The sequence below is a fragment of the Pedobacter sp. Bi27 genome, from assembly GCF_918698255.1.
In the GTDB taxonomy this organism is placed as follows: domain Bacteria; phylum Bacteroidota; class Bacteroidia; order Sphingobacteriales; family Sphingobacteriaceae; genus Pedobacter.
The window spans coordinates 192,611-219,553 of record NZ_CAKKMW010000001.1 but is presented as its reverse complement, the minus strand read 5'-3'; the positions used below and the strand labels follow the sequence as shown (position 1 = coordinate 219,553).

The following is a 26,943-nucleotide window of genomic DNA, read 5'->3' as shown; positions in this document are numbered from 1 at the left end:
TCTTGAGTAATAAAATATTGAAAGTGAACAAGAGGATAAATAAAACAAAGTGGGTTTTTGCATTGGTTTGGCTCATTGCTACCAGTTATGCCTATGCCCAAACATCTGAGCAGAGGAATGACTTTGCCATTAAGGGTTTTCATCTTGATTTAAGGATCCAGGTGATGAAGATGCCCGCCTTAAAGGAATTTGCGCTTCGGCTCAGCAAAAACGGTATCAATACCCTGGTGATGGAATGGGAGGGAACCTACCCATTCGAAAAACATGCGGTTATTGCCAACAAGTACGCCTATAGCAGAGCTGAAGTGAAATCGTTTATTACCTATTGTGATTCATTAAAAATTGATGTGATACCACTGCAACAAAGTTTTGGCCACGTCGAATACATCCTTAAAAATTACAGGTACAAGGCGTTGAGGGAAGATCAGAAAGATTACTCACAGGTAAACCCGATGAAGGAAGCGCTTTGTAAAGCCTTGTTCACTGATTTATATACAGACCTCATCAGTACCCATAAATCTAAATATTTTCACATTGGTGGAGATGAAACTTATCTGTTAGGCAAATCACCAGAATCTAAGCGCAAAGCAGATTCACTTGGTATGGGCAGGTTATATGGCGACTATATCAAAATGCTGTGTGAGCTTGTGGTGAGTCTGGGGAAAAAACCAGTAGTATGGGCAGACATCGCCCTTAAATATCCTGATGCCTTAAAATCATTGCCAAAGGAAACCATCTTTATCGACTGGAATTATGGTTGGGAGTTAGACCGATTTGGCGACCATGAGAAGCTGATGAAGAGCGGCTTCGAAATTTGGGGATCTCCGGCATTGAGAAGTAGCCCGGATAACTATTTTTTAACCGATTGGGAAAAGCATTTCAATAACATGAAAGTTTTTATCCCTCAAGGCAGAGCGCTCGGCTACAAAGGAATGATCATGACATCGTGGTCTACTTCCGGCATCTATTCGCCAATTGCCGAGTCGCATAGTGATATTATGGATCTCCATGCGATCAGACGGGTGTATCCACTTTCGGGTTTTAACCTTTTGGTTGATGCATTTTTTAAGGCCCTTTCAAGTAAGCAAGCAATTGCACCTGCTGATTTTGTAGCCAACTATGCCGCCGATAAATACGGCCTGTCAGCATCAGAGGCGAAACAGTTCTGGAATGCATTAAAACTAGCCCCCTACGAGGTAAATCAAGGAAAAGTAAGTAAGCAAGGTTTTACGGTTAAGCAACTCAGGGATAGTGCTAGGTATGTATTAAATGCGTTCAGATCTTTTAAAGTTAATAAAGGCCAAAAGGAATATGCACATTATGTGCTCATGGCCAATATCCGGTACAATTACCTGGTTTGTATGGAGGTTGAAAGCGAACTAAACAGGCAAGGTTTTGATAAAAAGCAGGCGGGAACGCTATTAAAGCAATTGCTCGAACTAAACGTATCAGAAGTCAATGCGGAATTTGCCAGGTTAAACAGCCATTTTTTGTATGATATGGAAATTGCAGAAGAAGGTCGATTGCGGAATTTCAGGTATTTAGACCTGCTTGCCCGGTTACAGAAAATTAACAACACACCTTAATATCTTTATATGTCATTACAAAACAGCCCAATTCAGGTGTCTTCGCTTACCAGGAAGGATATGTTGGTTTCAATTTCGATCATTGGCCTGCTATTCTTCATTTTTGGCTTTGTAACCTGGATCAACGCCATCCTTATTCCATTTTTCAAGATTGCTTGTGAGCTGAACAACTTTGAATCTTACCTTGTTGCATTTGCCTTTTATATTGCCTATCTGGTTATGTCGCTACCTGCAGGCTATCTGCTTAAAAAAATCGGGTTCAAGAAAGGCATGATGTGTGGTTTTTGGGTGATGGCCTTAGGCGCTATGTTGTTTATACCCGCCGGGCTAACCAGAACATACCCGCTATTTTTGAGTGGACTTTTTACCCTTGGCATTGGCCTTGCCATCTTACAAACTGCCGCAAACCCCTATATCACTATCCTCGGTCCGCAGGATAGCGCCGCACAGCGCTTCAGTATAATGGGTATATGCAATAAAATGGCTGGAATATTAGCGCCTTTACTCTTTGCAGCGGTAATTCTGCGGCCAGAAACAGATAACGAACTGTTTAGAAAGGTAGCATTGATGGTCGGTACTGAAAAAGAAGTTATGCTCAACGAAATTATTGGACGTGTGGTGATACCCTATGCCGTAGTTTCCCTGGTATTGTTATTGCTCGGATTTTTGGTGCGCTATTCTCCCTTGCCCGAAATAGATACCGAACACGAAGACTCGCACATTGCCGTTGATAATGCCGATAAGAAAAGCATTTTTGACTTTCCACACTTAGTGTTCGGTGCGGTTGCCATATTTTTCCACGTTGGTTCTCAGGTGATCGCTGTTGATAGTATTGTGAACTATGCCTCACATCAGGGGATGGCTTTTATGGAGGCCAAAACATTCCCTTCTTACACGCTTACGGCAACTATTATAGGTTACTTGTTGGGTATCTCCTTTATTCCGAAGCTTGTTTCGCAGCTTACCGCCCTAAAAGTGTGTACGGTGCTCGGATTGATACTCAGCCTGTGCATTCTAGCTTTCGAAAGAAGAGTAGCCTTTTTTGGTCATCATACCGACATCTCGGTTTGGTTTATTGTGTCGCTAGGTTTTGCAAACTCTATGATCTGGGCCGGCGTTTGGCCACTTGCGCTCAACAACCTGGGGCGTTTCATTAAAACAGGTGCTTCCCTCCTCATTATGGGGTTATGCGGCAATGCCATCATGCCATTGCTATATGGCTATTGGGCAGATCAGCATAGTTTACGCGAAGCCTATTGGGTATTGCTGCCTTGTTACACTTACCTCATTTTCTACGCTTTTTATGCGTACCGGCTTAAAGACTGGAAATTTACAACGAACTAATTTATGAACTATACTAAAATATACAATGGCAATATCATTACCCCATCTGGCTTAATTAAGGACGGGACGGTAGTAATTGCCGGAAATAAAATTGAGGAAGTAACAACCGATAACGTTTCCGTTCCCAATGCCCTGGAAATTGACGCCAAAGGGAAATATGTTGCTCCAGGCTTTATTGATATGCATGTGCATGGTGGTGGTGGGCACGATTTTATGGACAATACACTGGAAGCATTCCTTGAAATTGCACGCACCCATGCCAGGTTCGGAACCACCTCGATGATGCCGACGACATTGAGCTGCGAAAAACAAGATTTATTGGCGACCATTGCTGCTTACGAAAAAGCACATCCATTAAATACTGATGGAGCCCAGTTTGTGGGCTTGCATATAGAAGGCCCTTATTTTGCGATGAGCCAAAAAGGCGCCCAGGATCCGAAATACATCAGAAATCCCGATCCTGTCGAATATCTCGAAATACTATCTTCCACCGGGGTGATCAAAAGGTGGAGTGCCGCGCCTGAATTGCCTGGAGCGCTACAGTTCGCCGAAGCACTAAAAGCAAAAAACATTCTTGCTGCAATTGCCCATACCGATGCTATTTACGAAGATGTAATAAAAGCATATGAAGTTGGATTTACCCATGCAACCCACTTTTATTCGTGCATGTCTGGTGTATCCCGTAGAAATGCCTACCGCTATGCCGGAGTGATAGAAAGTGCCTATCTCATCGATAATATGACGGTGGAGATTATTGTTGACGGCAGACATCTGCCCATACCTTTATTAAAACTGGTGTACAAAATCAAAGGAGCCGAAAATACTGCATTGATCACCGATGCGATGCGTGCAGCAGGTACAGGCGCAGACAAAAGTATTCTGGGTAGCCTCAAAAGTGGGATGGAAGTGATTATAGAAGATGGGGTGGCCAAACTGGTTGATCGTAGCGCTTTTGCCGGTAGTGTGGCAACAGCTGATCAGTTGGTTAGAAACATGATCAATCTGGCAGATATTCCATTGTTCGATGCGGTTAAGATGAGCGCTGAAACTCCCGCCAGAATTTTAGGTATCGATGACTTTAAAGGTTCACTTACCAAGGGGAAGGATGCTGATATTGTGATATTTGATCAGGATATTAACATAGACACCACTATTGTAAACGGTAAAATAGTTTATAGTGCATCACAACCGCCAGCCACAGTTCTTCATCTACCATAAAACAAACTATTTATATCGAAATACCCCGTGAACAAGCTAGAAATCCCCTATATTAAAACCTCAGACTTCACTACGGCAGATGAGCTGGTGTTGGCCGTACAGCAACTGCAGCGCATGCCGATATCATACAGTCCATGGCCAGAATTTAAAAGCGACACCAAGGCCAATTTTGTCATTGCCCATAATACCGATGCGATAATTCTATGGTACCAAATTGAAGAACGTTATCTTATCGCCGACGAACTGAACAATGGAAATATCCATAACGACAGTTGTGTAGAGTTTTTTATTGCTTTTGATAACGACAAGGCGTACTATAACCTTGAGTTTAATTGTTTGGGCGCTACCAAGATCGGTTATGGTAACAGGCGGAGCGGTCGTGAACTGCTTCCTGCAGAAGTAATCGGTAAAATAAGCTTCTCCTCCAGGATCAATTCAAAACTGGGTAAGAAGCAGGAAGGGTTCGACTGGGAAATTGTTCTCATTATCCCCAAAGAAATATTTGTTCATCACACCATCAGCTCATTTAACCTGTTAAAAGCAAAGGGAAACTTTTATAAATGTGGCGATGGACTACCAGAGCCTCATTTTTTAACATGGAATATGGTTACAGGCACTAAGCCGAACTTTCATAAAACAGATTGCTTTGGAGCGTTGGAATTTGCGCAGGGGGGCTAAATAATCCCACACGCATGCCTGGTAGTAAAAAGCCCTCTTTAGCTATTAAAGGCGGCTTTTTTTGGTAATCTTACTTATATGCTTTTACAGCCGTTCCGCCCAAGCTTGTTAAAAGCTTTTATCGCAAGTTGTTAGTGTATGGAGAACTATAGATATACTCCGTAAATTTATACTTTGACATAGATTTTCCGTTTATCCAAAACCCAACACACTAACCACATTAACAACATATAGGCAAGGGCAAATGCCAGTGATGCATTTTTAGGCTCCATTGCTGACAGAAATAGGTTGCGGTAGGCTGATGATGCTATCGATAACCGACCGAGCTGTATCATGTACAGTACTTTTAACACCATCCAGGAGATGATGTAAATGAAAAGCGGATTTTTACCAAATACGGCAAAGAAGTATGTCCACTTGCGCAGGTTGGCCAGTTCAATGAACACAATAAGCACAGCAAGGATTAAGAGGTCTAAGCCGACCGTTAAAAGAACGTAAGAACTGGTCCAGATTGCTTTATTGATTGGGAAGGAGGCGTTCCAGACCATCGAAACTGCGACTAAGACTGCGCCGATAATAGTTGTTTTGATGACCTTGCTTTTTGTTGTTCCTGGGCTTTGCACAAAAAGCCCGATCAGATAGCCGGCCAACACGTTTACTGTAGCAGGTAAAGTGCTCAACAAGCCTTCGGGTTCAAAGGGGATGCCAAAACCTTGATAAAGATTCTTGGCGTTAAACAGCAATAGGTCTACCGTTCTCACTAAATTGCCCTGCAGGCTATATGGATCGTTTGGATTACCTAGATAAAGCACCGCCCAATAGCCGAGCAGGGTACATATACTTAAAATGATAATCCCTTTTTTATGGAGATAGTGGATCACAATGCTCGCTAATAAGTAACAAACCGCTATTCTTTGCAGCACGCCCCAGAGCCTTACATCAAGAGGGCTGATGAAAATGAGTTTGCCTTCTTCGATTTTAAAGGAAGGAAAGTATAACAGCAAGAAGCCGATCAGGAAGATAATGGCGCTTCTTTTCAGTACTTTTTTATAGAACTCCGCAGTGCTTACTGCCCCGATTGCTTTCTTGGTAAAACTCATGGAATTACCTACAGCAAATAAAAATGTGGGAAAGACCAGGTCGGTTAGCGTAAAGCCGTGCCATTCTGCATGCCTGAAAGGTGCGTATATATCGTTCCAGCTCCCTGGATTGTTTACAGTGATCATCAATGCAACGGTCATTCCCCTGAGTACATCTAAGGGCAGGTTACGTTGCTTATTACTCATAACGTTTGTCATAATTCTCTTTTTGGTTTACTGTTCTTTCAGGTGTAAGTTAGGTAAATATAAATATTTTCGTGTACGTACACGAAAATATTTGCTACATTAGCAAAAAAGATGTTAATCTAATTTGTTTACTATGTCATTATCTATAGAAAATACCATTGATGTGAGGGTTTACGAATCACGTAAAACAATGGGGGCGGCTGCTGCCGAACGGTTTGCCAGGGAGGTAGACCACCTGCTGTCGTCAAAAAAAGAAATTAATGTGATTTTTGCGGCCGCACCATCGCAAAATGAATTTTTAAATTGCCTGTATGATTGTAATTTGAATTGGAGTAAAATAAATGCCTTTCATATGGATGAATACATTGGCCTGCCATCAGATGCTTCACAAGGCTTTGGTAACTTTTTAAGGGAACGTTTGTTCGGAAAGTTTAAGTTTAAATCTGTTAACTATTTAAACAGTAATGCCCAAAACCTTCAGGTAGAATGCATGAGGTACACCGAGCTTCTGGCGCAATATCCTGTAGATATTGTTTGTATGGGGATAGGCGAGAATGGACATTTAGCCTTTAACGATCCGCCTGTAGCAGATTTTAATGATATCCATGCCGTTAAAGTTGTAGAACTTGATCAGGACTGCAGGACGCAGCAGGTAAATGATGGCTGTTTCGAGCATATCGGTCAGGTTCCTACACACGCCTTAACTTTGACTATCCCCAGCTTAATGAAAGCAGATTTCATAAATTGCGTCGTTCCAGGAAGTGCAAAGGCGATGGCAGTTAAAAATACCCTCGAAGAACAGGTAGATACGAAATATCCGGCTACCGTCATGCAGCGGCACCCAAATGTGGTTTTGTTTTTGGATTACGAAAGTAGTAGTTTATTGGCAAAAGCTTGGAAGATTACCAATAGAAAGTGAAGGGGTGATACTTTCTGGAGATCGCCTTCACTTTTCCTTTGATATTTTGCATTGCTGTTAGTATTTATTTGTCCAATTTGTTTTTCTAAAAATTCAGGATAGTGGTCGCCTACCAATGTAATTCTATTACTGTTGAGTGTTTTTTTGTAGATGCACAGGTAAAAGCGTCAACTGGGAAATTGATATGAGATTTTATCCAGGAAGGATATCACTGCTTATCGTTTTTTACTTCGCACTAGAGGTTTGTCTGGAAAGCCTATATTTCAATGGTGATACTTTCATATATCTAGTAAAAAGACGTGAGAAATAATATTGATCATCATAGCCCAGTTAAGTAGCAATATCTTTCACCTTAATTTCTGTAGTAAGCAATAGCAAGCAAGCTTCTTGTAATTTTAAATGGATAAAATAATCTAATGGTGACATGCTGGTGTGTTAACTCACTACGGGTCCAAAGCTTTTCACCGTTTCATCTGGCCATCATACCAATCAAGGTATCTGTGCCTTTCTTGATTTTCTTTTGGTTCTGATTTTTTTCTTTTTGTCTACGACTGTTGGAATTATCTTTTCTCGTTCTTTTCGCAAAACAAAATCACTAGTGTCCGGTATAAACTGAAATACATAATTAACCACAAAAAATTTTTGGTCTAAATGATGGATAGTGATGAAAAAAGAATGGGAATGGGGCCACAAACTATCCTATTTTGTGGTAAAGATTTTTAAAATGTGCTTTAGGTGATATAATGATCAGCATTTCATTATTTGCTGCTTCTTTTTTTAGTTACTTATGATCTTCAGATTTGCCACTTAATCATAACAGCTTATGTTATTCCAGCCCGGCGCTAAAGTCGATTCCAAAATTAAAATCCAGAAGTTCTGTTGGATGGATTTTTAAACCTATTGCCAATCTCAATAATGTAATAAAACTTGGACTGGTTTCTCCATTTTCATATTTAATAATATCTCCGGTATTAACCCCGCTTCTCTTGTAAAATTCGCGATAAGAAAGTTCCTGTTTCTCTTTTAAAGATTTTAAGTGCTGACCGAATCTTTTCAGCATTATTTTTTCTTTCTCACTAATCATTTTATTGCTAATAAAAATATAATTGGCAATGTCTTTTATATTTTATTTAAAATCGTCATGTAATTACTTGACATTAAGCTTTTTTTTATTTACATTTACGTAATAAAAAAATAAAACCAGTAAGGTAAAATTAAGAGTCTTGCAACCTCAAATCTCACGCCGTTGGAGCAGGACAGCAGATTTTATCCCATTTCTTATAGCGGAATTGCTATCTTTAGCTTTCCAAAATAAGAGTGGGCTTCTGCTGTAATTCCATTTCAACGTAAGGCGTGAGAAACATTATGAGGTTATGGTTTGGGAAGCCCACTTTTTCCTCTCTCCGCCAAGACTCATAACATACGATTATGAGCAGACAAAAAATAAGTTGGATTAACTGGTTGGTACTTACTGAGGTGAGTATGCTCCAATATGTTGTTTTAATTGTTCATCATTTCCAAGCATTTTTATACCAATCTCTATTAACTTGTCCGTTTGATCGGCTTTATGCCTTGAAGCCCAAGAACCCTGAATAGTTTTTTGGATGGGGCAGGTTGACCTTTATGGTTCAAGATAAAATAGGTTCTTAATAATGATGACCTGCCTCATTTTTTGTTGCTTGGAGCTTAGGCCTGGTTTATTGGGATGTTTTTTGCCCATCTTTCCTCTATTTTTTGTGTTTTAAAGAATAAACGGATTTGCCGTAGTGGGATTGGAATATCTGGATTTTTGAGCCAGGGTGGGAGTTTTTCTGCCACTTAGCCTCTTCCACAATTGGGTACTTTGGGCGACTGCCTTTGATCAATTTTTAGTTTAGCATTTTTAATCCTGTTATATGAAGACCAATAGTAGTTATTTGCCGTTTTTTTTTCTCTGTTGGGCTTTTTTATATAGCTCATTGGCGGTATGGAGCTTTTGGCCTATAGGTCGTAGCAGGCAGGGACTGATTAATAAAAATAAGTATGAGTCCGGGCAGGTACCGCGGAATATAGGCGGAGTGAAGTCGGGGCCGGATGATTTGACATGTTTCTGTTGTATTTATGGCAATGTGAGCTTGGTTATATATTCTTACATTGATTTTATTTCACCTTCGCTCCAAAATCCTATCAAAAATATTATTAAAGGTCCGGAATAGATCTGTCTTAGCAGCCGAGGTTTTTCAATTCTTGCAAAAATCAGGTTGCCATATTACTGTAAAGTAGTCAAACTTTGCGCTTGCTTTAATCAACTAACAATTTCTCCTAACCATCAATTCATGACCTTGTCTGATTATAATTCTAGAAACCTTTCTTTGAAAACAGCTCAACAGGTGCTGGAATCATTTTATGAACACTATAATGTTGATAAAATAAAGCTGACGTTGTTGGAGTCGTTTCAGGGTTATGCCTTGAATGAGAAGAAGGGTTTCCTGGAGCTTAAAATCAGTGAGCAGGAAGTTAGTGATGTTTTCGATAGCCTGATCGATTTGGTCACGGCTGTGCGGACGCTGATGGAGCAGGGGAAGATTGAAGGAGTAAGGGCATAGGAGCTACTTTACGGTTCAATTTCTAATTTTTTTACGTTTTAAATCAATCAAAATGAAGCTTAAATTATGCTTCCTGCTACTGCTATGCCCAGTTTTTTGGGTGCATGCCCAGGATAAAAATACATCTGTTACCAGTGTGGCTGCGTCTGCGGATCATCGGGGGATTTCTATCGGTCAGCAGGTGCCGGATGTACTGATAAGGAATGTTTCCGGTCTTAATGGGGCGGGTCAGAATTTGGCAGTCTTGCCGCTTTCTGCTTTTAAAGGCAAACTGGTGATCCTGGATTTCTGGGCAACCTGGTGCTCGCCCTGTATCGCCATGATCCCTAAAATGGAGGCTTTGCAAGAAGAGTTTAAAGGGCGTGTCCAGTTCCTCCCGGTAGCTTATCAGTCCTTTAAAGAGGTAGATGCCTTTTATAAAAAGCTGCAGCAGCAAACTGGTAACGCTTTCTCGCTGCCGATGGTTACAGCAGATACGACACTGGTCCGGCTTTTTCCCCATCAAACGCTCCCACATTATGTATGGATAGGTGGTGATGGTGTAGTAAAGGCCATTACCGACCGTGAGGCTGTGTCTGCTGAAAATATCAATTCCTTATTAGCAGTAGGGTCGCTGGAGCTGAAGGTCAAAAAGGACGAGAAAATGCTATATGATACCAGTAAGTCTTTATTTTTCGAGGGAGCGGATTTCGATAACGGTATTTTTCGATCTCAGCTTTCAGGTTATATCACCAATATCGGCCGTGGGATCTATAAAGACGTAGAGGTAGAGGCAGGCGGACCAGTGAGACGCATTACCGGACGTAACCTGACCATTCCTGAATTGTTCCGAATAGCCTATAAAAAAGGGAAAAAAGAAACGGTGCTGGAAGATGGACTTTCGAAAGCATTTGAGCCTGGAAAATTAACCGGCGCAAATTTTATGGACTGGCTGAAGCAGGGCAGGGCATATTGTTATGAGCTTATGGTCAATCAACAATCCAGTGATCGGACATATGCACTGATGCAGGATCAGTTAAAGGGATTTTTCCCCGATTACCTGGTGGGGCTGGAGAAACGGAAAGTAAAGGTACTGGCTCTGGTGCGTACCTCTTCGAAAGATAAACTCCGCACCTCTGGCGGGCAGCCCACGGTTAACCTTGATGGCTTTGGGTGCAAAATGACCAGTTGCTTTCTCGCTGTTTTCATAGACCGGTTGAAGATTCCTTTTCAGGCGAGCCCACTTCCGGTGATTGACCAGACCGGATATACAGGAATGGTGGACCTTGAGCTCACTGCAAATATGAGCAGTATCGAGCAGGTCAATAAAGCCCTCGCCCGCTATGATCTGCGCTTTGTCGAAAAACCTGCAGAGATCGAAATGCTCATTATCCGTAAACGCTAAACACAAATTTTAGTTATGAAGAAAATTATTATACTATACCTCGCCATGCTGTTTCTGCTTTACAGTCTACCGCTCAATGCCCAGCAGCCAACAAACGAAATAAAGGGTAAGGTTGTGGCGGCGGGCGGACGCATTCCCTTGTTTGGGGCCACTGTTAAACTTAAAGAGTCAGGGGTCATGGTGCTGACTGATGAGGGGGGCGATTTTACTTTAAAAACGGGCCTTTCGAAAGTGACCCTGCAAGTGTCCTACCTTGGCTACGAGCAAGCCAGCCTTAGTGTATCGGCTGGTGATCAACCGCTCGTCATTATACTGACTGCCATAGAAGCACAGTTAAAGGAGGTTGTCGTTTCCACAGGTTATCAGACCCTTCCGGCCGAAAGGGCTACTGGTTCTTTTGTTCAGGTCGATAATAAACTGCTCAGCCGGAGGGTGAGTACAGGCGTGCTAGACCGGTTGGAAGATGTTACTCCGGGCCTGCTTTTCAACAAAGGCAGGTCGGCAGGGGCAGGCCTGATCAGTGTTCGCGGGCAGAATACCATATATGGGAATTCCAGTCCATTGATCGTACTGGATAACTTTCCATATGATGGTGATATCAATAACATCAACCCCAATGACGTAGAGAGCATCTCGGTGCTCAAGGATGCTGCGGCGGCTTCCATCTGGGGTTCCCGTGCCGGAAACGGCGTGATTGTCATCACAACTAAAAAAGGACGTTATAGCCAACCCCTGAAAATAGGTTTCAATGCCAACGCCACGATCGGTGATAAACCGGATGTTTTTTATCAGCCCAGGATGTCTGCTGCGGATTTTATTGGCATCGAAAAAGCGCTTTTTGATAAGGGCTTTTACCAAAATGCCGAAACGGGTTTCAATAATCCGGCGATTACGCCGGTAGTGGAACTGCTGATTGCCCGCAGGGACGGTAAAATCACTGCCGGTCAGGCTGATGCACAGATTAGTGCTTTGGCTTCAAACGATGTGCGGAGTGATTTTGAGCACTATTTTTACCGTAAAAGTGTTAACCAGCAATATGCCCTGAACTTCAGCGGTGGCAGCGAAATCCAGCGCTTTAACCTGTCGGGAGGGTATGACCATAACCATGATAACCTGGTGGGAAACAGTTTTGATCGCTATACTTTCAATGGCGGACAGTCCATCAACTTACTGAATAAAAAACTGGAGATAACGACTGGATTTTATTATACCCAGAGCAATACCACAGCCAACAATCCCGGGACAAGCCTGATTGGACTCAACACAGGTAACGGCCCTTCGCTATATCCCTATGCCAGGCTTGCCGATGCTGTGGGAAATCCCATCGCCATAACCCACGACTACCGTCAGGGATTTATTCAGGCTGCGCAGCAGCGCGGACTGCTCGACTGGAGCTATAAACCCTTGGAAGAAATCTTTTTGGCGGATAAAACCCGAAAACTGATAGATTACCGGCTGAATTTTGGCGCCAGTTATAAAATCAAGCCTTATCTTTCACTGTCACTATTGTATCAGTATGGCCAGAGCATCGCTAACGGCCGGAACCTTCGGAGCGAAAAAACCTATTTTACCCGGAACCTGATCAATAATTTTTCGGCAGTTGATGCTAATGGGAGACTCTCTTACGCTATTCCGCGTGGCGCGATTCTAGATATGGACGAGCTCACTGCTACCAGTCAGAGCATTAGAGGGCAGTTGAATTTTAACCGTCAATGGAATGATAAACATAACCTCACGGCATTTGCCGGGTATGAACTCCGTGATTTCCACACGGTGGGCAACAGCAACCGATCATATGGTTATGATGACAGCCATGCGATCGCTCTAGGGGTAGATTACGTTACACTGTTTCCACAGTTTGCCATCGCTGGTTCTTCGACAGCCATTCCTTTTTATAACAGCATGACCGACCTGACCGACCGGAATATTTCTTATTATTCGAATGCGGCATATACTTACCTTGACCGCTATACCCTGTCTGCCAGTGCGAGGCTCGACCGGAGTAACCTGTTCGGGGTGAAAACCAATCAACAGGGGGTGCCCCTTTATTCGGCGGGCCTCGCCTGGAATATTGATAAAGAGCCTTTTTATAACCTGGATTGGCTTCCCTATTTAAAAATGAGGCTGACCTACGGCTACAATGGAAACGTGAATAAAAGCCTTTCTGCCTTTACAACTGCGCTGTACCTGACAGGCAATGTTATCAATACCACCTACGCGCAGGTCATCAACCCGCCGAACCCCGAGCTGAGGTGGGAGCGTATACGCCTGATCAATATGGGGATTGATTTTGCAACTAAGAATAACCGGATCAGCGGCACGGTAGAGCCTTACTTAAAACGGGGCATGGATCTGATCGGGGATATCGCCTTTGCACCCTCATCGGGCATCACCACCTTCCGGGGCAATACGGCAAATACCCGTGGAACAGGAATCGACCTTAGTGTAAACAGCCGGAATTTGGTCGGTGAATTGGGTTGGCAGACCAGTTTCTTTTTTAGCCATGTCAAGGATCAGGTTATAGATTACGCCCTGCGGCAACCGGCAAGTAGATATGCACAGTTTTCCGACAGCGAGGTTTATCCTTTACAGGGAAAACCCTTTTACGCGGTATACAGTTATGCCTTTGCAGGTCTGGACGCCCAGAACGGCGACCCTCAGGGTTACATCGGTGGCAAAATAAGCAAAGATTATGGGCAGCTATTGTCTTCGGCGACTGCGGATAACCTGATTTACAGTGGCCCTGCCCGTCCGGTTAACTATGGCGCCCTGCGTAATACATTCACTTATAGGCAGTTTTCCCTTTCTGCAAACATCAGCTATCGCCTGGGTTACTATTTTAGGCAACCGGGCATTTTGTACTCCAGCATCCTTTCCGGACAGGGTTACTTCCAGGGGAGGTACAGTGAGCGATGGCAGAAGCCTGGGGATGAACTGATCACGACCGTCCCATCAATGCCTGCCGGCATCAACGCCGCAAGGGACAGTTTTTATAATTTGTCAACTGCAACTGTCCAAAAGGCTGATAATATCCGCTTGCAGGATATCAGCCTTTCTTACGAATTTGGTAAAAACGTACTGCAGCATCTTGCACTTAGTAAACTGCAGGTCTATCTCTATGCCAATAACATCGGGATCATCTGGAAGTCGACCAAAACCGGTTTTGACCCGGATTATCCCGTCTTTGACTATCCGCCGGCCCGCACGGTCGCACTTGGCATTAAAGCTGATTTTTAAATGTTAATCACGAAACTGAATATTATGAAACCATTATTTTTGCTCATGGCCCTATTGCTCTTCGGCCTGCTTTTTACTTCCTGCCAAAAGGAATTCCTAGACAAAAAGCCAGATAAGGCGCTGCTCATTCCTACTACCGTGGATGATTTTAATGCCTTGATGGACAACCTGACCGTATTCAACATCAGTCCCGCGCTGCAGGAAATTTCAGCTGATGACTTTTACGCTACAGATGCCGACGTGGCTGGGTTTACCTCTGTGATCCAGAAAAACAGCTATTTATGGTCCGCAGATATTTATCAGAACCAATCTTGTACAGACTGGAACCGTCCTTATCAGCAGATCTTTTATGCCAATATCATACTGGACGGACTTCAGGAGCCTGAAGGGGCTGGAGGATCAAAGACCGACTGGAACACCACAAAAGGCAGTGCGCTTTTTCACCGGGCATTTGCCTTTTATAACCTGGTGCAGCTGTTTTCCAAAACCTATGACAAGAACACCGCCGGCGTAGATCCGGGGATACCCCTGCGCCTCACTGCAGATGTGAATGCAAAGGTTGGAAGGGCTAGCGTGCAGCAGGTATATGACCAGTTGATTGGTGATCTGCTGGAGGCAGAAAAGTTATTGCCACAAACGACCCGGTTTAAAAATCGTCCTTCCAAAGCTGCAGCAGATGCACTACTGGCGCGGGTGTACCTGAACATGGAAAATTATGAACAGGCCGGTAAATATGCGGCAGCATCGCTTGCGTTGAACCGTTCCTTGCTGGATTATAATACCATCAGCCTGAGTGCAACCAATCCATTTCCTTCTTCTCCAACAGTAGACAATCCTGAGGTAATATTTTATGATATGCTTGTAGCCCATGGATTTACCTCCTCCACCAGGACCACGGTTGCTGATGAGTTATACCAGCTCTATGCAGACAAGGACCTGAGAAAAAGCATATTTTTTGCAGGCAGCGCTCCCTTTTATTTCAAAGGACGGTATACCGGATTCCGCCTGCAGCTGTTTGGCGGATTGTGTGTGGATGAAATGTACCTCATCCGCGCCGAATCACTGGCGAGGATGGGCAGTTTTGCCGAGGCCATGAAAGAGTTGAATACCCTGCTGGTCACGCGCTGGACCAAAGGCACCTACCAGCCCCTCTCTGCTGCCGATGCGGAGAGTGCCCTAAAGATTGTTCTTCTGGAAAGGCGTAAGGAGCTTGTCTTTCGTGGACTTCGTTGGGGAGATCTCAAGCGGCTCAATAAAGATCCACGCTTTGCTAAAACTATAGTCCGGACGGTTTCAGGGCAGGTATTCACATTGATCGCTGGTGATAAACGTTATGTGCTGCCCATTCCGGCCGAAGAAATTTCTGCCAGCGGTATGGCGCAGAATGAACGGTAAATAAAAAAGCAACCGGCGCGATGCCGGTTGCTGGTTAAAAGGGTGAACAAGATGCTACTGAGCAAAAGTACCAACCTCTTCGTCAAGGTAGCCGCTTGGATTGATGTTGGGATTTTGGCCTTGAGGATAAGTGCGGGTACAGGTTAGGTCCGACTCTATACAATTGTAGTTGCCGGTTACCTCTACATACGTGCTTCCATTCAAACCCCATTTAACATTGGCTTTTTGAGCAGTAGATGCTACTGCTATGCCTGTTCCAAGTAGGAATGCGATAGCAGCTAAGTTTAATTTGATCCTTTTCATAGGAAACGAATGCTTTATTACATCAAAAAACATTCAGAAAAACTTTAGTGAATAAATGATGCTTACTCTGTTCGCAGGTTTTCAGCTTGCCCTGTTTGGCTGTTGGTCATGTTGTTGACCTTATTTAATTCCTTCGGTTCGAAAGTATAGAGATATAAAGCGAGAAGGTTTAGGATCAGAAAAATACTGTTGAATATAAGATGTGCGGTCCAGCCCATTTGGTTCAGAATGCCTCCACATGAACAGGGAACCCTGTCCCAGAAATGGAGCATGACCATGGCAATGTAGGATGTGAAGGCCAGCAGCAGTACAGCTGAAAATAACAGACCAGATATGATGGTCCGCTTGAAACATAGCAGCAGCGCAGTGATGATTTCTGTAGGGATCAAAAAATACAATAGGAAATCAGCAAGCCAGCTGGGAAAAGACTGGTTGTGAAGCTGCTGGTCAAAGTCTGAAAAAGTAAAGAACTTGCTCAAAGCAGCATATACAAATAGCAGTACGAGCAGTGGTGGAACGGTTGATTTTAAAATTGCCTTCATGGTAAAAGAATTATAGAAACAAATTAATGGCGAATAGAAAAGCCAAAACAGTATGAGATGGGTATTATACCCTTTAAAGCGACGAAGAGATGAAAGAAGATAAGTCAACGATGTACCGGTTTTTACCGCAGTTGTTTTTACGGGCACCGTACTATAGCTTTACAGGCTATGATCTCTCGCGGGTGCCGGAAGTATTGCAGGAACAGGCTTTTCGCAATGCAGTTTTTTTGGCGAGCGCCGGGTTTTATGCCTTACTTGAAAAAAAGGAATTTGATTTCGATAAATTATCAGATAAGGAAAAACATACCCTTTATAAGTATTATAACCGGATGTGCTTCAGACCAACCCCTTTTGGAAGCTTCTCCTCCTTCACTTTACTCCAATGGGGAAGCGGTGGCCAGGTCAGGCTTGCGGGAAGCGACGAGTCGGTACTTCATCTATTGCCTGACCAGAATTTTTTGAGAAAATTGAAAAATAGGGCGGAGGCTGATCTGTCAGACGGATTGATGGTCAACCCTGCGTTGTACCGGTTTAATGACGTTTTCCGCTACACCAAATCATCTTTAGATGATAAGGGCCGATTTAGCTTTTCCCTGGAAGGGATTGCAGCCGTAAAATTCAATATACAGCTATTTTCATTTTTATCTTCAAAAAAGGCTTCCAAAAATATCCTCTTGAGGTGGATTATGGCGCACGGTGAGTGCTCAGCTGCAGAAGCGGAAGAATACATCCAGTTTCTCCTTGACGCCGGTGCGGTTTTCAATGGCACTCAGGGCAAAGTGATCAGTAATGAGGTCATGGAAAACTCCTTTGGCTTACCTGGCTGGAATGACTTCTGGAAAAATTACACAATGATTCCTTTATCGGGTGACGCATCCCTGTCGGCTTTGGCCGGGAATATCGGGGAAATAGCAAAGGAAAATAAACCTATTGGTCAGCCATTTTATGCGGCCCTAGAAAGGCCGAACAAAACTGGGGGACCAGATATTGCTGAACAGGTGGAACTCTCCAAAGCTGTCCATGTGCTGCAGTTATTGGCAAATGCTGAACAGCCTGCTGATCTGTCGCGTTTTATCCGTGATTTCCGTACCCGCTTTGATCAGGAAAGGGTACCTTTGCTGACGGCCTTAGATCCCGATGGAGGACTGCATTATGGCGAGATGGAACCCTCCATGCCTGATCAGGATATCCTGGAGAATATTCCTTTCCCTGAGCCGGAAGAAGAAAACAGGACGCTTGGATGGCATGCCTCCCAGCAGTTTATCTTCAAACTCTGGATAGGGGACACCCTACGCGATCCCTGGTCGCCCCTGCAGATCAGCGAAGATGATTTGATTAAACTGGAAAATCATAAAAAAGCAGTATTGCCTTTGCCCCAGACGCAGGCGCTCATGTACCGGTCGACTGGAGAGCACCTGATCATCGAAAGCTCGGGCGGAGTTACTGCCGCATCGCTGATTGGAAGGTTTTCATGCTTTAGTGATCTGGTACACCAATTTTGCCGCGAGCTTGCCGCAAAGGAGACTTCCTCAAATCCCGAAGTTGTTTTTGCTGACATTGCCCAGCAGTCTGATAGCCATGTGGATAATATCAATCGTCGTAAGCCGATTTATTCACACGAGATACCCTTGAACGTATTTCCCACACAATCGGACGAAAAGCTCATACTTCCAAGCGAAGTCATGCTTTCTCTTAAAGGCGGTGAATTGATATTGGAGTCTTCTAAGCTTAACTGGGGATTTCGCTAAAAGTGTGCACCAGTTTTCATTCCAAACTGTACACCCCGCTTTTTACCATCCGGTCTTGATGGAATCGTAAAGACTGAGCCAAATATATTAAATCCTCCCAGATTCCTTCCCTTCATTTTCCAATCTATCTTTCCTGCATTTGATCAACCAATCCTCCACAGAAGATGGTTTTGCAACAAAAACGGCCTTCCAGAACAAGATTTACAGCAAATCAACCCGCTTTTAAAAACACATTAGAATAAGAAATATAATTTTTGATTTTAAGGCTATTAGAACATCTCCGTTTCGATTTCTCTAGGCGAAACAATCATTGAATCCACCCCCGCTTTTCAGAAGCTTAAAACCGCTTAAAATGAGCCGAGTGGCCACTTTCAAGCGAAATCTAGTGAACAATATAGGCCGAAAAAGATGGCCACGATGGATGAAAACCAGTGGCCACTTTTAGCGGAACCCCCACCCAGAACAATCTTTGCACCATTTTTAGCTAATTCCATGGCGATGGCTTTGCCCATTCCGCTGCTTGCGCCTGTAATGGCTATAACTTTTCCTTTAATATTTTGCATTGCTTTTGGTTTTTACTTGTCTATTTGTTTTTCTAAAAATTCGGGATAGCGGTCGCCAACAAGTGTAATTTCATTGACTGTTGTGTCAATTTTGGTGAGTTCATCGGCTGTTAGTGCAATATTTATACTGCCGATGTTTTCTTCTAAACGATGCAGTTTGGTAGTTCCGGGGATGGGTGCGATCCAAGGCTTTTGCGCTAAGAGCCAGGCCAAAGCCAGTTGTCCGGTCGTAACATTTTTTTGTTTGGCAATTTCAGAAAGTGCTTCTACTAAAACCAGATTGGCCTTTATATTTTCTTCGCTGAAACGGGGAATAATATTTCTGCGGTCGATAGCCTCTAATTTTTTGTTGATGATGCCCGTGAGAAAGCCTTTGCCCAAAGGACTGAAGGGAACGAAACCAATCCCCAATTCTTCCAATGTTGGTATGATTTCATCTTCAGGCTCGCGCCAAAACAAAGAGTATTCGCTTTGCAATGCTGATACAGGTTGTACTGAATGCGCTTTCCGGATCGTTTTAGTACTTGCTTCCGATAAACCGAAATATTTCACTTTGCCCTCTTGTATCAGGTCTTTTACTGTCCCTGCAACATCTTCTATCGGGACATTAGGGTCGACTCTGTGCTGATAAAGCAGGTCAATGTAATCTGTCTTTAATCGTTTTAGAGATGCTTCGGTAACTGCTCTGATCGTTTCGGGTCTGCTGTCTAATCCTACTGCAGGTCTGGCATCTTTACAACCGAATTTTGTAGCTATCACCACGTCTTTTCTATAAGGCTGTAATGCATCGCCAACAAGTTCTTCATTGGTGTAAGGTCCGTAAGCTTCTGCGGTATCAAAAAATGTAATCCCGCTTTCAACTGCGTTGTGCAGTAGCGTTATGGCATCTTTTTTATCAAGACCTTTGCCATCCAGGAAATTTAAACCCATACAGCCAAAGCCCAATGCGGAAACTTCTAGTCCACTATTTCCTAATTTTCTCTTTTGCATAATTCTTTTTTGATTGTTTCTAACATTGAATAAATCTCATTACAAAACTCCTGATTGTCGTTCTGTAAAAAGTAGCCCAATTGGTAATTGTTGTAGTCAGATTGGCAATCGTTTTAAATGCTGCAATAAGTCCTATACCTTAATCTAGAGATTTGATGGCTGTCAGACCATCAGCGGATAACTCAAAGTCAGATACATTGAAATTTTCGTTTGCCCTTTCACAGGGTAAAAGGGCAAATTGAATATTTGGGATTGATATATTTTTTGATGCTTATGGCATTAGATTTTTCAGGGATTAGTTGCTGTTCAGAAAATTTGATCACTGGCAGACGGTTTTCAGTCTTTGCAAAGCTATCGGCAATGTATTTTCCCTTCATGGTAATAAATCATCTTGAATACTGATATTTATCAGTTTCAGTCGACTGGATTTATTTGGAACTTTGGGGGACAGTTTTATGGCCTTGCTTTAAATTGCTTTCCAATCCTAGAAGGTTTTACCATTTATGATTTTAAACCGGCCATATCACTTCTCTTTAGCGGGTATGTCATGGAGCGTAATTTATTTGGGCGCGATCAGATTTCATTATAATGCTTAGACACTTAGGACCAAAAAGAACATATGAGCATAATCTCAGATTGGCAAGCTTGTTAGGCATGACTGCTGGTTTTGTCAACGCTGAAGGCTATCTTGGATTTAACATTCTTACCACAAACGTAACAGGACATGCTGCACTTTTTGCTGAGAGGATAGCCTTTCAGGATTGGGGAACAGCACACATTATCGCGTTGTGGATGATGCTTTTTCTTGCTGGTGCATTTATTTCAGGCCTGATCTTGTCCTTTATGGGGCTTAACCAACGTTACGCTTGCTCAATTCCCATTCTCATCGAGATCGGTGTACTGCTGTTTTCAGCATTTTGCGGGGGAAGCTACGATAGGACACTTTTCTCAAAGGAGTTATTTGCCGGAAGTCTTCTTTTTGCCATGGGAATGCAGAATTCACTGGTGTCCATGGTGTCCGGTTCTGTCGTAAGGACTACCCACCTTACGGGTACTTTTACTGACCTGGGGATAGAACTGGCACAGGCGCTGCGTAATAAAGGGCAGGAGCGTAAGACTGTAAAATTAAAGATCAGGCTTCGGCTTGCTATTATTTTTTTCTTCATGGCAGGGGCAATTACAGGAGCTTATCTTTTCAAACATTTTGGATTCCCTTCTTTTTTTGCCCCGGTTGCAATTCTTGTTTCCGTATTGCTTTATGACTTATTCAGGATCAGGGCCAAAAGGTATTATAACAGGACCGCAAGCGCGGTGAAAAGGAGGATCGGACCACATCCCTAGATTAACTGCCAACACAGCTGGAGGCGACTGGGCAAAAATATATTGAATTTACATTGCACAGTCAAACTGATAATTATCATTTTTCTCCATGATATTTTGTCGGAAAAAATAGCTCATTACCCTATAATTTTGTTTCCGGGTTTGTTAAAGGACCTGTATGGCCATGAATTGAAGTATCTCTGGGCGTGTTCGATAAATAAGCTTCTTCCCATTGGTGCCTTATCGGTCAGTCAACAGGGCATTTTAATGAACGAGAATATCAATATTGGAAGTATTGTTTTAAACAGCTATATGGAAGAAATACCTAAGGATATCCTGCGCAGCTGTATGGACAGTTTATCGTATTGGGATATGTGGTGGTCTACCCGATAAAAAGAATTAAGCAAATGATTGGAATTCCATTACCGGTATCATATGGCCACAAAGTTTATACACTATATGTTATTTCATATGTGACTTCGTTGTTGCTGGAAAGTGAGATTTCGGTGGATATACTTCTTGAAGGTAAGAACCACAGACTGATCCTTGACCAAGGGTGTGTATGGAGGCAGCAGATTGATAAGGGAAGTATACAGATTGAGCCTGGCCTTTTGGGCAGGCTAACGCAGATCATAGAATCCCGATGGCTCGGAAAATTAAAACATTCAAGATAGATGGTGAGGGCGTTTTAGCTTATGCTTAACCCAGGAGCCTGGAATGCAGATTTGGCAATAGCCTTGTATGGCTATCTGTCGGAACCAATTAAGATTAAGACGGAACGTGATAAATAAAATTTTCGAGGACGATCAAACATTCGATTGGCTCTACCCGGAGCATTTTCAACTGATGTCCAAAAAACAATGGACCCCAATAAGTATAGCGCAGCAGTCTGCTGGGTTTCTTGCCCTTCCAGGTTCAAAAGTGCTCGATATCGGTAGTGGTATCGGAAAATTCTGCCTCATAGCAGCAAGGCAGCATCCTGCAACCATGTTTTTCGGAGTAGAACAGCGGCAGGAACTGGTGCATCATGCAAATGTTGCGATGGAATTTCTCAGACTGGATAACCTGGAATTTATCCATGCCAATATGACCCAGATAAACTTTAAGGCCTTCGACCATTTTTATTTCTATAATTCTTTTTTCGAAAATGTGGATTTTATAGGGAGGATCGACGATTCTGTAGAAACCTCGTTGGCTTTATATAAGTATTATACACAGTACCTAAGCGCAAATCTGGATAGGATGCCACGAGGGACCCGGTTGGTTAGCTTTCAGGGTTCTGGCAAGGAAGTGCCTGAAAATTTCACTTTAGTCAAGAGTACTTTTAACGGTCTTTTAAATATGTATGTCAAAAGCACCTGATTGCTCATCCCGATTTTGTGCTTCTTATTACCGAATCAATAAATAAATGGTAAATACCTACTTTGATCATGATATTCATTTTGATTATCTATATCCCGATCATATCCAACAACTTTCCAAGGTTCACTGGACACCGCTTGACATTGCAAGAAAAGCATCTGAATTTCTTTCATATCCTGCCCATAAAGTGATGGATATCGGCTGCGGCGTTGGCAAATTCTGTCTGACTGCGGCGTTTTTTAATCCCAACACATTTTTTTATGGTATAGACCAGAGAAGGGACCTTATCAGATATGCAAATGAAACGAAGGAAAATCTTAATCTTTCTAACGTTGATTTCATTCATGGTAACATAACCGATGTAGACCTCAAGGAATACAAGAGCCTTTACTTTTTCAATTCCTTTTATGAGAACCTCAATACAGAAGGTGGGATTGACTCTACCGTTAACAGGAATTATGATCTTTACCGTTTTTATAGCCAGCTGCTTTATAAGAAACTCGAGGCACAGCCAAAAGGCTGTAGGTTGGTTACTTATCATACCGTAACAGGGCAAATCCCTCCTTCCTATAAGGCCACTGCCCAGTGCTATCATCCTGAGCTCAAAATGTATATCAAAGGATAATTTTGACTTTAATGCACTCACTTTACGGAGATATGTCTGAAAAACATTACGTTGGCCTGGTTAAAAAAGGAAATCCAAAGGAAAGCACTAAAATAAAGTTGATCTGGGATTGTGCCCAGAGATAGTCCTTGGGAGGAAAAACTGCATTTAATGAATAATATAAGTCGTACCTTTATATATGAGCTTATCAGGAATTTTCCCCATTGATAAATGGAACTTCAGTACGCACTCGATATTAAATGTGCTGACCGAAGAGGAGTATCGGTTCCTGATTTCAGGACAGGCTGAACAGAAATATGGAAAAGGAGAGGTGGTTTTCAGGGAAGGAGTTGTACCTTCGGGGATCTACTTTATCCATAAGGGTAAGGTGAAAAAGTATAAAGTGGATCATAGTGGGAGAGAGCAGATCATATACGTTGCTAACCAGGGAGAGTTCATTGGTTACCATGCCGTACTCTCCGAAGAGCGGTATCCTGATTCGGCTGCTACTATAGAGGAGAGCGTTCTTAGCTTTATACCTAAAGAAGATTTTCTTCAGGTGCTGAACAATTCGCCCCTGCTCACCTCACGTATGTTAAAGGCACTAAGCCATGAATACACAGTATTGGCGAACAGTATTTCTGTTTTTTCGCAGCGTTCGGCCATAGAACGGCTTGCCATAGCGCTCATTTTTCTCAGAGAAAAGTATAAACACGACCTTAACACCGATGGAGAGATTCTGATCAATATCTCAAGACATGACCTGGCTAACCTTGCCGGGCTGGCAAAGGAGAATGTGATCCGGCTCCTCAAAGAACTAAAGTCGGAAGATATCCTTTATACAGATGGCAGGAAAATCTGGATTAAGAACATTGAAAAACTCATTGCCCGATCCAACTATCGTTAGCATGGTTTATCATTCATAGGAATCATGTCATGGCAACCAGGATTTTGATCAACTATAATAATGCTTTTCATCATCGTCATCTTTGGTTTTTTCGGTAGATATTTATCATTAACCCCTGAGATATTGTATTTAGGAAGCTGTCCTTGGTATCTTATCTTTCATTAGTGGATCGGTCTATGTACTTCTCTGAGTAGATTAGTAGAGGGCATATTCAGTAGGCCAGGGCTGGGAATTGCCATCAGCTGCAATAAATTGGCGATGAATATATTTCCTGTACTCTCTTTTTTGATCATCTCTTTGAGCCTCACTTGTTGCTGTGCCTGTTCATATACTCGCCATAGCTGATTGCTATAGCTTCCATCATGTACGATTTTTTCCAAAGCGGCGGAAAAGATTGCGGTAAAAAGGGTGAGTCCGATCGCAATTGGGCCACCGATGAGGCCTATTGCCCTGATGTTGATGCCGTTCAATGGTGCAGAGAAGGGGAGCAGGTTTTTTAGATAGGCGGAGATTCTGATCGCATTAATCAGCACGCCTAGTTCTACCCCTGCGGCCACTACCGATGCTGCCAGTACGTTCGCTTTGATCTGCCTGGCGGGAATGCCTGCAAGTGCCTCTTCCAGAAAACGGTCCGGGATGCGTGTTCCGCCCAGCTTGAAATAATCGTTCAACAAGGGAAGCCTTCCCGGATTTGTTTTCAGATCTTCCTTTATCCAATTGTTGTAATCCTCAATGGCATCAAGAGCGGCACTGATCCTGTTCTGTCTAATGTGTTCACGAAGCAAATCCACGAAGTGCTTATGCGCCGGACTGGCGATTTGCTTGTCACACTGTTCTTCGAGCGAGGGAAGCATGGCAAGAAAAATCGCCACCGTCTTTTCACGGAACTCCCGCTTTTCATCCTGCGAGCGCATCCAAACAAAGAGCTCCTGACGGGTAATATGCCCTTGGGGAAGGCCTAGGTTTTGGCGGCTGGCGGTTGAGTCAAATCCTTGGTTGATAAGGCGCTGAAAGGCATCAGTGAGCATGGAGGTATACATGGCGCTAAAACCCAGTACGCCCTGCATTGTGGCCGTGGTTAGCGAGAGCATTTTTACGCGGCCTGTTTGTTTTACCTGGTCTGCTGTTCTGCGCATGTTGAGCACCTCACTATAAAGCTTGAATGCCTCCTGTTGCGAGTCAGCTACTATGACTACTGCATCGCAGATGAAGTTTCCCAGGATTTCACGGGTGCCGTTATCGGGATAACTAGGGTTGAAGCGTGCTGAGACGGGGTAAACGCCAGAGCGTGAGGTGTCAATGGTTCCTTTCAATAAAAAATAATCGTCCGGAACATTCAAAAATTCCCGCCCATATCTTTTGGAATAATATTCAGATCGCCTCAGTGTAGCACTGTCTAGCTGAAACCTGAACTCTGGCAAGGGCAGTGGATTCCCTCGAAAAATAATCATGTCGCACATGATGAGGGTATTGGTTGAAAAAACGATAGGATCAGCAATAGTAATTGGACCGTAGATGACCTGTGGAGACTGAATGATAATTGGCTGTTGAGGTTTTTTGTCTTTGTTTTCCATGGTTTTATATTTGCTTTAGTGATGTGGTAGTAAGTTTATGGTTGTCCCGTTTCCTGGTAGAAAATGATAATGATCTTTGCCATAAAGTCTCCTGCTGTTAAATCTTGAATGATTGGGACGCTGGTATACCGGTTAAATACACGATAATGGTAGCTGAGCTGACTGTATTATGCCAACTGCATTTCATCATACTGTAATACCTGTGTATATTGGTGGATTTTGCCATCATTTTGGTAATTTAAATAAACTACTGTAGGGATTTGCTGACGATGACGGTATAAATATAGATATTTTCGCTGAGTTAACAACCTGTGTGTTTGGTGAGTTGATCATTAAACAGCTAGATGCAGTTTTTAGTACTTGGCTACGCACGCAGAATGAGCGCTGTTACGGAAGCAGCTTGGTTACGCCTGTTATTGAGTTAATTTATGTTGAACACCAACGTGAAATTTGGGTAGATCAATTTTTTTCATTACGGTTGTGTAAAGCGTGTCGCTCTTCCTTTAAATAGCAAAGAGGTGAGGGGGTTGGTAGGAAAATACTAAATCCAACTTATGAACTATCCGGATAACTTTTATATGGTGGAAAATAGAATAACAGCATGTAGCTTAAAAAAAGATATCTGTTTTTACGAAAAAAAGATTCTATTTAATTAGATTTGAAGTGTATCCAAAGAAATACTTCCCGCTGACAGGGAGCTTTTAATGCCTTACTAAATGACCCGGATTGCTCTAATTTTTATTTTTCTTCTCACTTTTTCAAATATCGCTCACGCTCAGGAGAGTTTTATTGGAGATATTAACTACCAATTGCTGGAAAAGTATGTTGATCTTGCGCTGAAAAATTACCCCAAGCGCAAAATGTATAAAGCCAGTGAACTCAGCGCAAAAGCAAAAATTGGCGTTGCAAAGGCAACCTATCTGGATGCCTTTACCGCATCTTATAATTATAGCCCAAATAACGCTGCCAGGTATAATACAACAAATCCCTATACGCTGAACGGAATACAGTTCGGGATCTATTTTAATTTGGGGATTTTATTCCGTACACCAGCCCTGGTGCGCCAGGCCAAAGAGGAACATAATGAGAAGTTCTATCAGGCTCAGGAGTACGATATCCTGCTGAAATCCGAAGTTAAAAAAACATATTTTGAATATCTTCGTGAGGCTGCCGATTTAAGGGTTAAAGCGCAGACCTATATCGACAATAAAGCGTCGAGCGATGGTCTTCGGTACAAATTTGAGAAAGGTGAATCGACTTTGGACGATTATACCAAAGCCAAAACCTTAACCTCCTATGCTAACTCTGAAAGATTGCTTGCAGAGCTAAATCTCTTAAAAGCGAAAGAATCTCTTGAAGCATTGATTGGCGAAGTTTTGGAAAATGTGAAATAAGATA

The 26,943-nt window shown here is 42.9% G+C and carries 23 protein-coding genes and 1 pseudogene; 16 read left to right on the top strand and 8 right to left on the bottom strand.

Going from position 1 to position 26,943, the window contains the following annotated elements; all coding sequences use genetic code 11:
• Positions 1 to 23 precede the first annotated feature (23 nt).
• The 4 genes from LQ227_RS00710 to LQ227_RS00695 are packed head-to-tail and all read left to right on the top strand — an operon-like array spanning position 24 to position 4,826.
• Positions 24 to 1,586, top strand: coding sequence for a beta-N-acetylhexosaminidase (locus tag LQ227_RS00710; RefSeq protein ID WP_230147793.1), 1,563 nt, complete (start codon positions 24 to 26; stop codon positions 1,584 to 1,586).
• A gap of 9 nt (positions 1,587 to 1,595) precedes the next feature.
• Complete coding sequence (locus tag LQ227_RS00705) at positions 1,596 to 2,930, top strand: sugar MFS transporter (RefSeq protein WP_230144152.1); 1,335 nt, start codon at positions 1,596 to 1,598, stop codon at positions 2,928 to 2,930.
• A gap of 3 nt (positions 2,931 to 2,933) precedes the next feature.
• A complete protein-coding gene (nagA, locus tag LQ227_RS00700; protein WP_230144153.1) occupies positions 2,934 to 4,148 on the top strand; it encodes an N-acetylglucosamine-6-phosphate deacetylase in 1,215 nt (404 codons plus the stop codon).
• 27 nt (positions 4,149 to 4,175) lie between these two features.
• A complete protein-coding gene (locus tag LQ227_RS00695; protein WP_230144154.1) occupies positions 4,176 to 4,826 on the top strand; it encodes a carbohydrate-binding family 9-like protein in 651 nt (216 codons plus the stop codon).
• A gap of 167 nt (positions 4,827 to 4,993) precedes the next feature.
• Here the strand turns inward: LQ227_RS00695 and LQ227_RS00690 are convergent, their stop codons facing one another.
• Positions 4,994 to 6,112, bottom strand: coding sequence for an acyltransferase family protein (locus LQ227_RS00690; RefSeq protein WP_230144155.1), 1,119 nt, complete (start codon positions 6,110 to 6,112; stop codon positions 4,994 to 4,996).
• A 133-nt stretch (positions 6,113 to 6,245) separates the two neighbouring features.
• Here LQ227_RS00690 and LQ227_RS00685 point away from each other — a divergent pair, with 133 nt between their 5' ends.
• A complete protein-coding gene (locus tag LQ227_RS00685; protein WP_230147791.1) occupies positions 6,246 to 7,031 on the top strand; it encodes a glucosamine-6-phosphate deaminase in 786 nt (261 codons plus the stop codon).
• Positions 7,032 to 7,256: 225 nt separating this feature from the next.
• Here LQ227_RS00685 and LQ227_RS25605 read toward each other — a convergent pair whose 3' ends face one another.
• Positions 7,257 to 7,361 carry an AraC family transcriptional regulator gene (locus LQ227_RS25605; protein ID WP_371823033.1) on the bottom strand — a complete coding sequence of 35 codons (105 nt, stop codon included), beginning with the start codon at positions 7,359 to 7,361 and terminating at the stop codon, positions 7,257 to 7,259.
• Positions 7,362 to 7,857: 496 nt separating this feature from the next.
• On the bottom strand, positions 7,858 to 8,091 hold the full coding sequence (locus LQ227_RS00680; protein WP_230144157.1) for a helix-turn-helix domain-containing protein: 234 nt from the start codon (positions 8,089 to 8,091) through the stop codon (positions 7,858 to 7,860).
• 1,255 nt (positions 8,092 to 9,346) lie between these two features.
• On the opposite strand from LQ227_RS00680, the gene LQ227_RS00675 reads away from it, so the two are divergent.
• From LQ227_RS00675 to LQ227_RS00660, 4 genes are read left to right on the top strand one after another with little or no spacing between them, the layout of a single operon-like run.
• Positions 9,347 to 9,616 carry a hypothetical protein gene (locus LQ227_RS00675; RefSeq protein ID WP_230147789.1) on the top strand — a complete coding sequence of 90 codons (270 nt, stop codon included), beginning with the start codon at positions 9,347 to 9,349 and terminating at the stop codon, positions 9,614 to 9,616.
• A 52-nt stretch (positions 9,617 to 9,668) separates the two neighbouring features.
• A complete protein-coding gene (locus LQ227_RS00670; RefSeq protein ID WP_230147788.1) occupies positions 9,669 to 11,000 on the top strand; it encodes a TlpA disulfide reductase family protein in 1,332 nt (443 codons plus the stop codon).
• A 15-nt stretch (positions 11,001 to 11,015) separates the two neighbouring features.
• Complete coding sequence (locus tag LQ227_RS00665; RefSeq protein ID WP_230147786.1) at positions 11,016 to 14,237, top strand: SusC/RagA family TonB-linked outer membrane protein; 3,222 nt, start codon at positions 11,016 to 11,018, stop codon at positions 14,235 to 14,237.
• Between the two features lie 24 nt (positions 14,238 to 14,261).
• A complete protein-coding gene (locus LQ227_RS00660; RefSeq protein ID WP_230144161.1) occupies positions 14,262 to 15,632 on the top strand; it encodes a RagB/SusD family nutrient uptake outer membrane protein in 1,371 nt (456 codons plus the stop codon).
• 54 nt (positions 15,633 to 15,686) lie between these two features.
• On the opposite strand, the gene LQ227_RS00655 is transcribed toward LQ227_RS00660, so the two are convergent.
• On the bottom strand, positions 15,687 to 15,935 hold the full coding sequence (locus LQ227_RS00655; RefSeq protein WP_230144162.1) for a DUF6520 family protein: 249 nt from the start codon (positions 15,933 to 15,935) through the stop codon (positions 15,687 to 15,689).
• Between the two features lie 62 nt (positions 15,936 to 15,997).
• Positions 15,998 to 16,477, bottom strand: a complete 480-nt coding sequence (locus LQ227_RS00650) for a MauE/DoxX family redox-associated membrane protein (protein WP_230144163.1) — start codon at positions 16,475 to 16,477, stop codon at positions 15,998 to 16,000.
• Between the two features lie 89 nt (positions 16,478 to 16,566).
• Here LQ227_RS00650 and LQ227_RS00645 point away from each other — a divergent pair, with 89 nt between their 5' ends.
• Positions 16,567 to 18,225 (top strand): lantibiotic dehydratase, encoded by a 1,659-nt coding sequence (locus tag LQ227_RS00645; protein ID WP_230147783.1) that lies wholly within the window; start codon positions 16,567 to 16,569, stop codon positions 18,223 to 18,225.
• 443 nt (positions 18,226 to 18,668) lie between these two features.
• Here the strand turns inward: LQ227_RS00645 and LQ227_RS25600 are convergent.
• Both LQ227_RS25600 and LQ227_RS00635 read right to left on the bottom strand, forming a co-directional pair.
• A pseudogene (locus LQ227_RS25600) lies at positions 18,669 to 18,788 on the bottom strand (SDR family NAD(P)-dependent oxidoreductase); the annotation flags it as partial.
• 12 nt (positions 18,789 to 18,800) lie between these two features.
• A complete protein-coding gene (locus LQ227_RS00635; protein WP_230144173.1) occupies positions 18,801 to 19,778 on the bottom strand; it encodes an aldo/keto reductase in 978 nt (325 codons plus the stop codon).
• A gap of 588 nt (positions 19,779 to 20,366) precedes the next feature.
• Between LQ227_RS00635 and LQ227_RS00630 the strand changes: the two genes are divergently transcribed.
• The 5 genes from LQ227_RS00630 (at position 20,367) to LQ227_RS00615 (ending at position 23,971) form a co-directional block, all read left to right on the top strand.
• Entirely contained in the window at positions 20,367 to 21,119 is a 753-nt protein-coding gene (locus LQ227_RS00630) for a YoaK family protein (RefSeq protein ID WP_230144174.1), read from the top strand.
• Positions 21,120 to 21,365: 246 nt separating this feature from the next.
• Positions 21,366 to 21,491, top strand: a complete 126-nt coding sequence (locus tag LQ227_RS25560; protein ID WP_256449124.1) for a hypothetical protein — start codon at positions 21,366 to 21,368, stop codon at positions 21,489 to 21,491.
• A 453-nt stretch (positions 21,492 to 21,944) separates the two neighbouring features.
• Positions 21,945 to 22,460, top strand: coding sequence for a class I SAM-dependent methyltransferase (locus LQ227_RS00625; protein ID WP_230144175.1), 516 nt, complete (start codon positions 21,945 to 21,947; stop codon positions 22,458 to 22,460).
• A gap of 46 nt (positions 22,461 to 22,506) precedes the next feature.
• A complete protein-coding gene (locus LQ227_RS00620) occupies positions 22,507 to 23,085 on the top strand; it encodes a methyltransferase domain-containing protein (RefSeq protein WP_230147781.1) in 579 nt (192 codons plus the stop codon).
• Between the two features lie 178 nt (positions 23,086 to 23,263).
• Positions 23,264 to 23,971, top strand: a complete 708-nt coding sequence (locus LQ227_RS00615) for a Crp/Fnr family transcriptional regulator (RefSeq protein WP_230144177.1) — start codon at positions 23,264 to 23,266, stop codon at positions 23,969 to 23,971.
• Between the two features lie 161 nt (positions 23,972 to 24,132).
• Here the strand turns inward: LQ227_RS00615 and LQ227_RS00610 are convergent, their stop codons facing one another.
• The gene (locus LQ227_RS00610; RefSeq protein WP_230147778.1) at positions 24,133 to 25,545 is read right to left on the bottom strand and encodes a hypothetical protein; all 1,413 of its coding nucleotides are present in this window, start codon (positions 25,543 to 25,545) and stop codon (positions 24,133 to 24,135) included.
• A 716-nt stretch (positions 25,546 to 26,261) separates the two neighbouring features.
• Between LQ227_RS00610 and LQ227_RS00605 the strand changes: the two genes are divergently transcribed.
• Complete coding sequence (locus tag LQ227_RS00605; protein WP_230147777.1) at positions 26,262 to 26,939, top strand: TolC family protein; 678 nt, start codon at positions 26,262 to 26,264, stop codon at positions 26,937 to 26,939.
• Positions 26,940 to 26,943 lie beyond the last annotated feature (4 nt).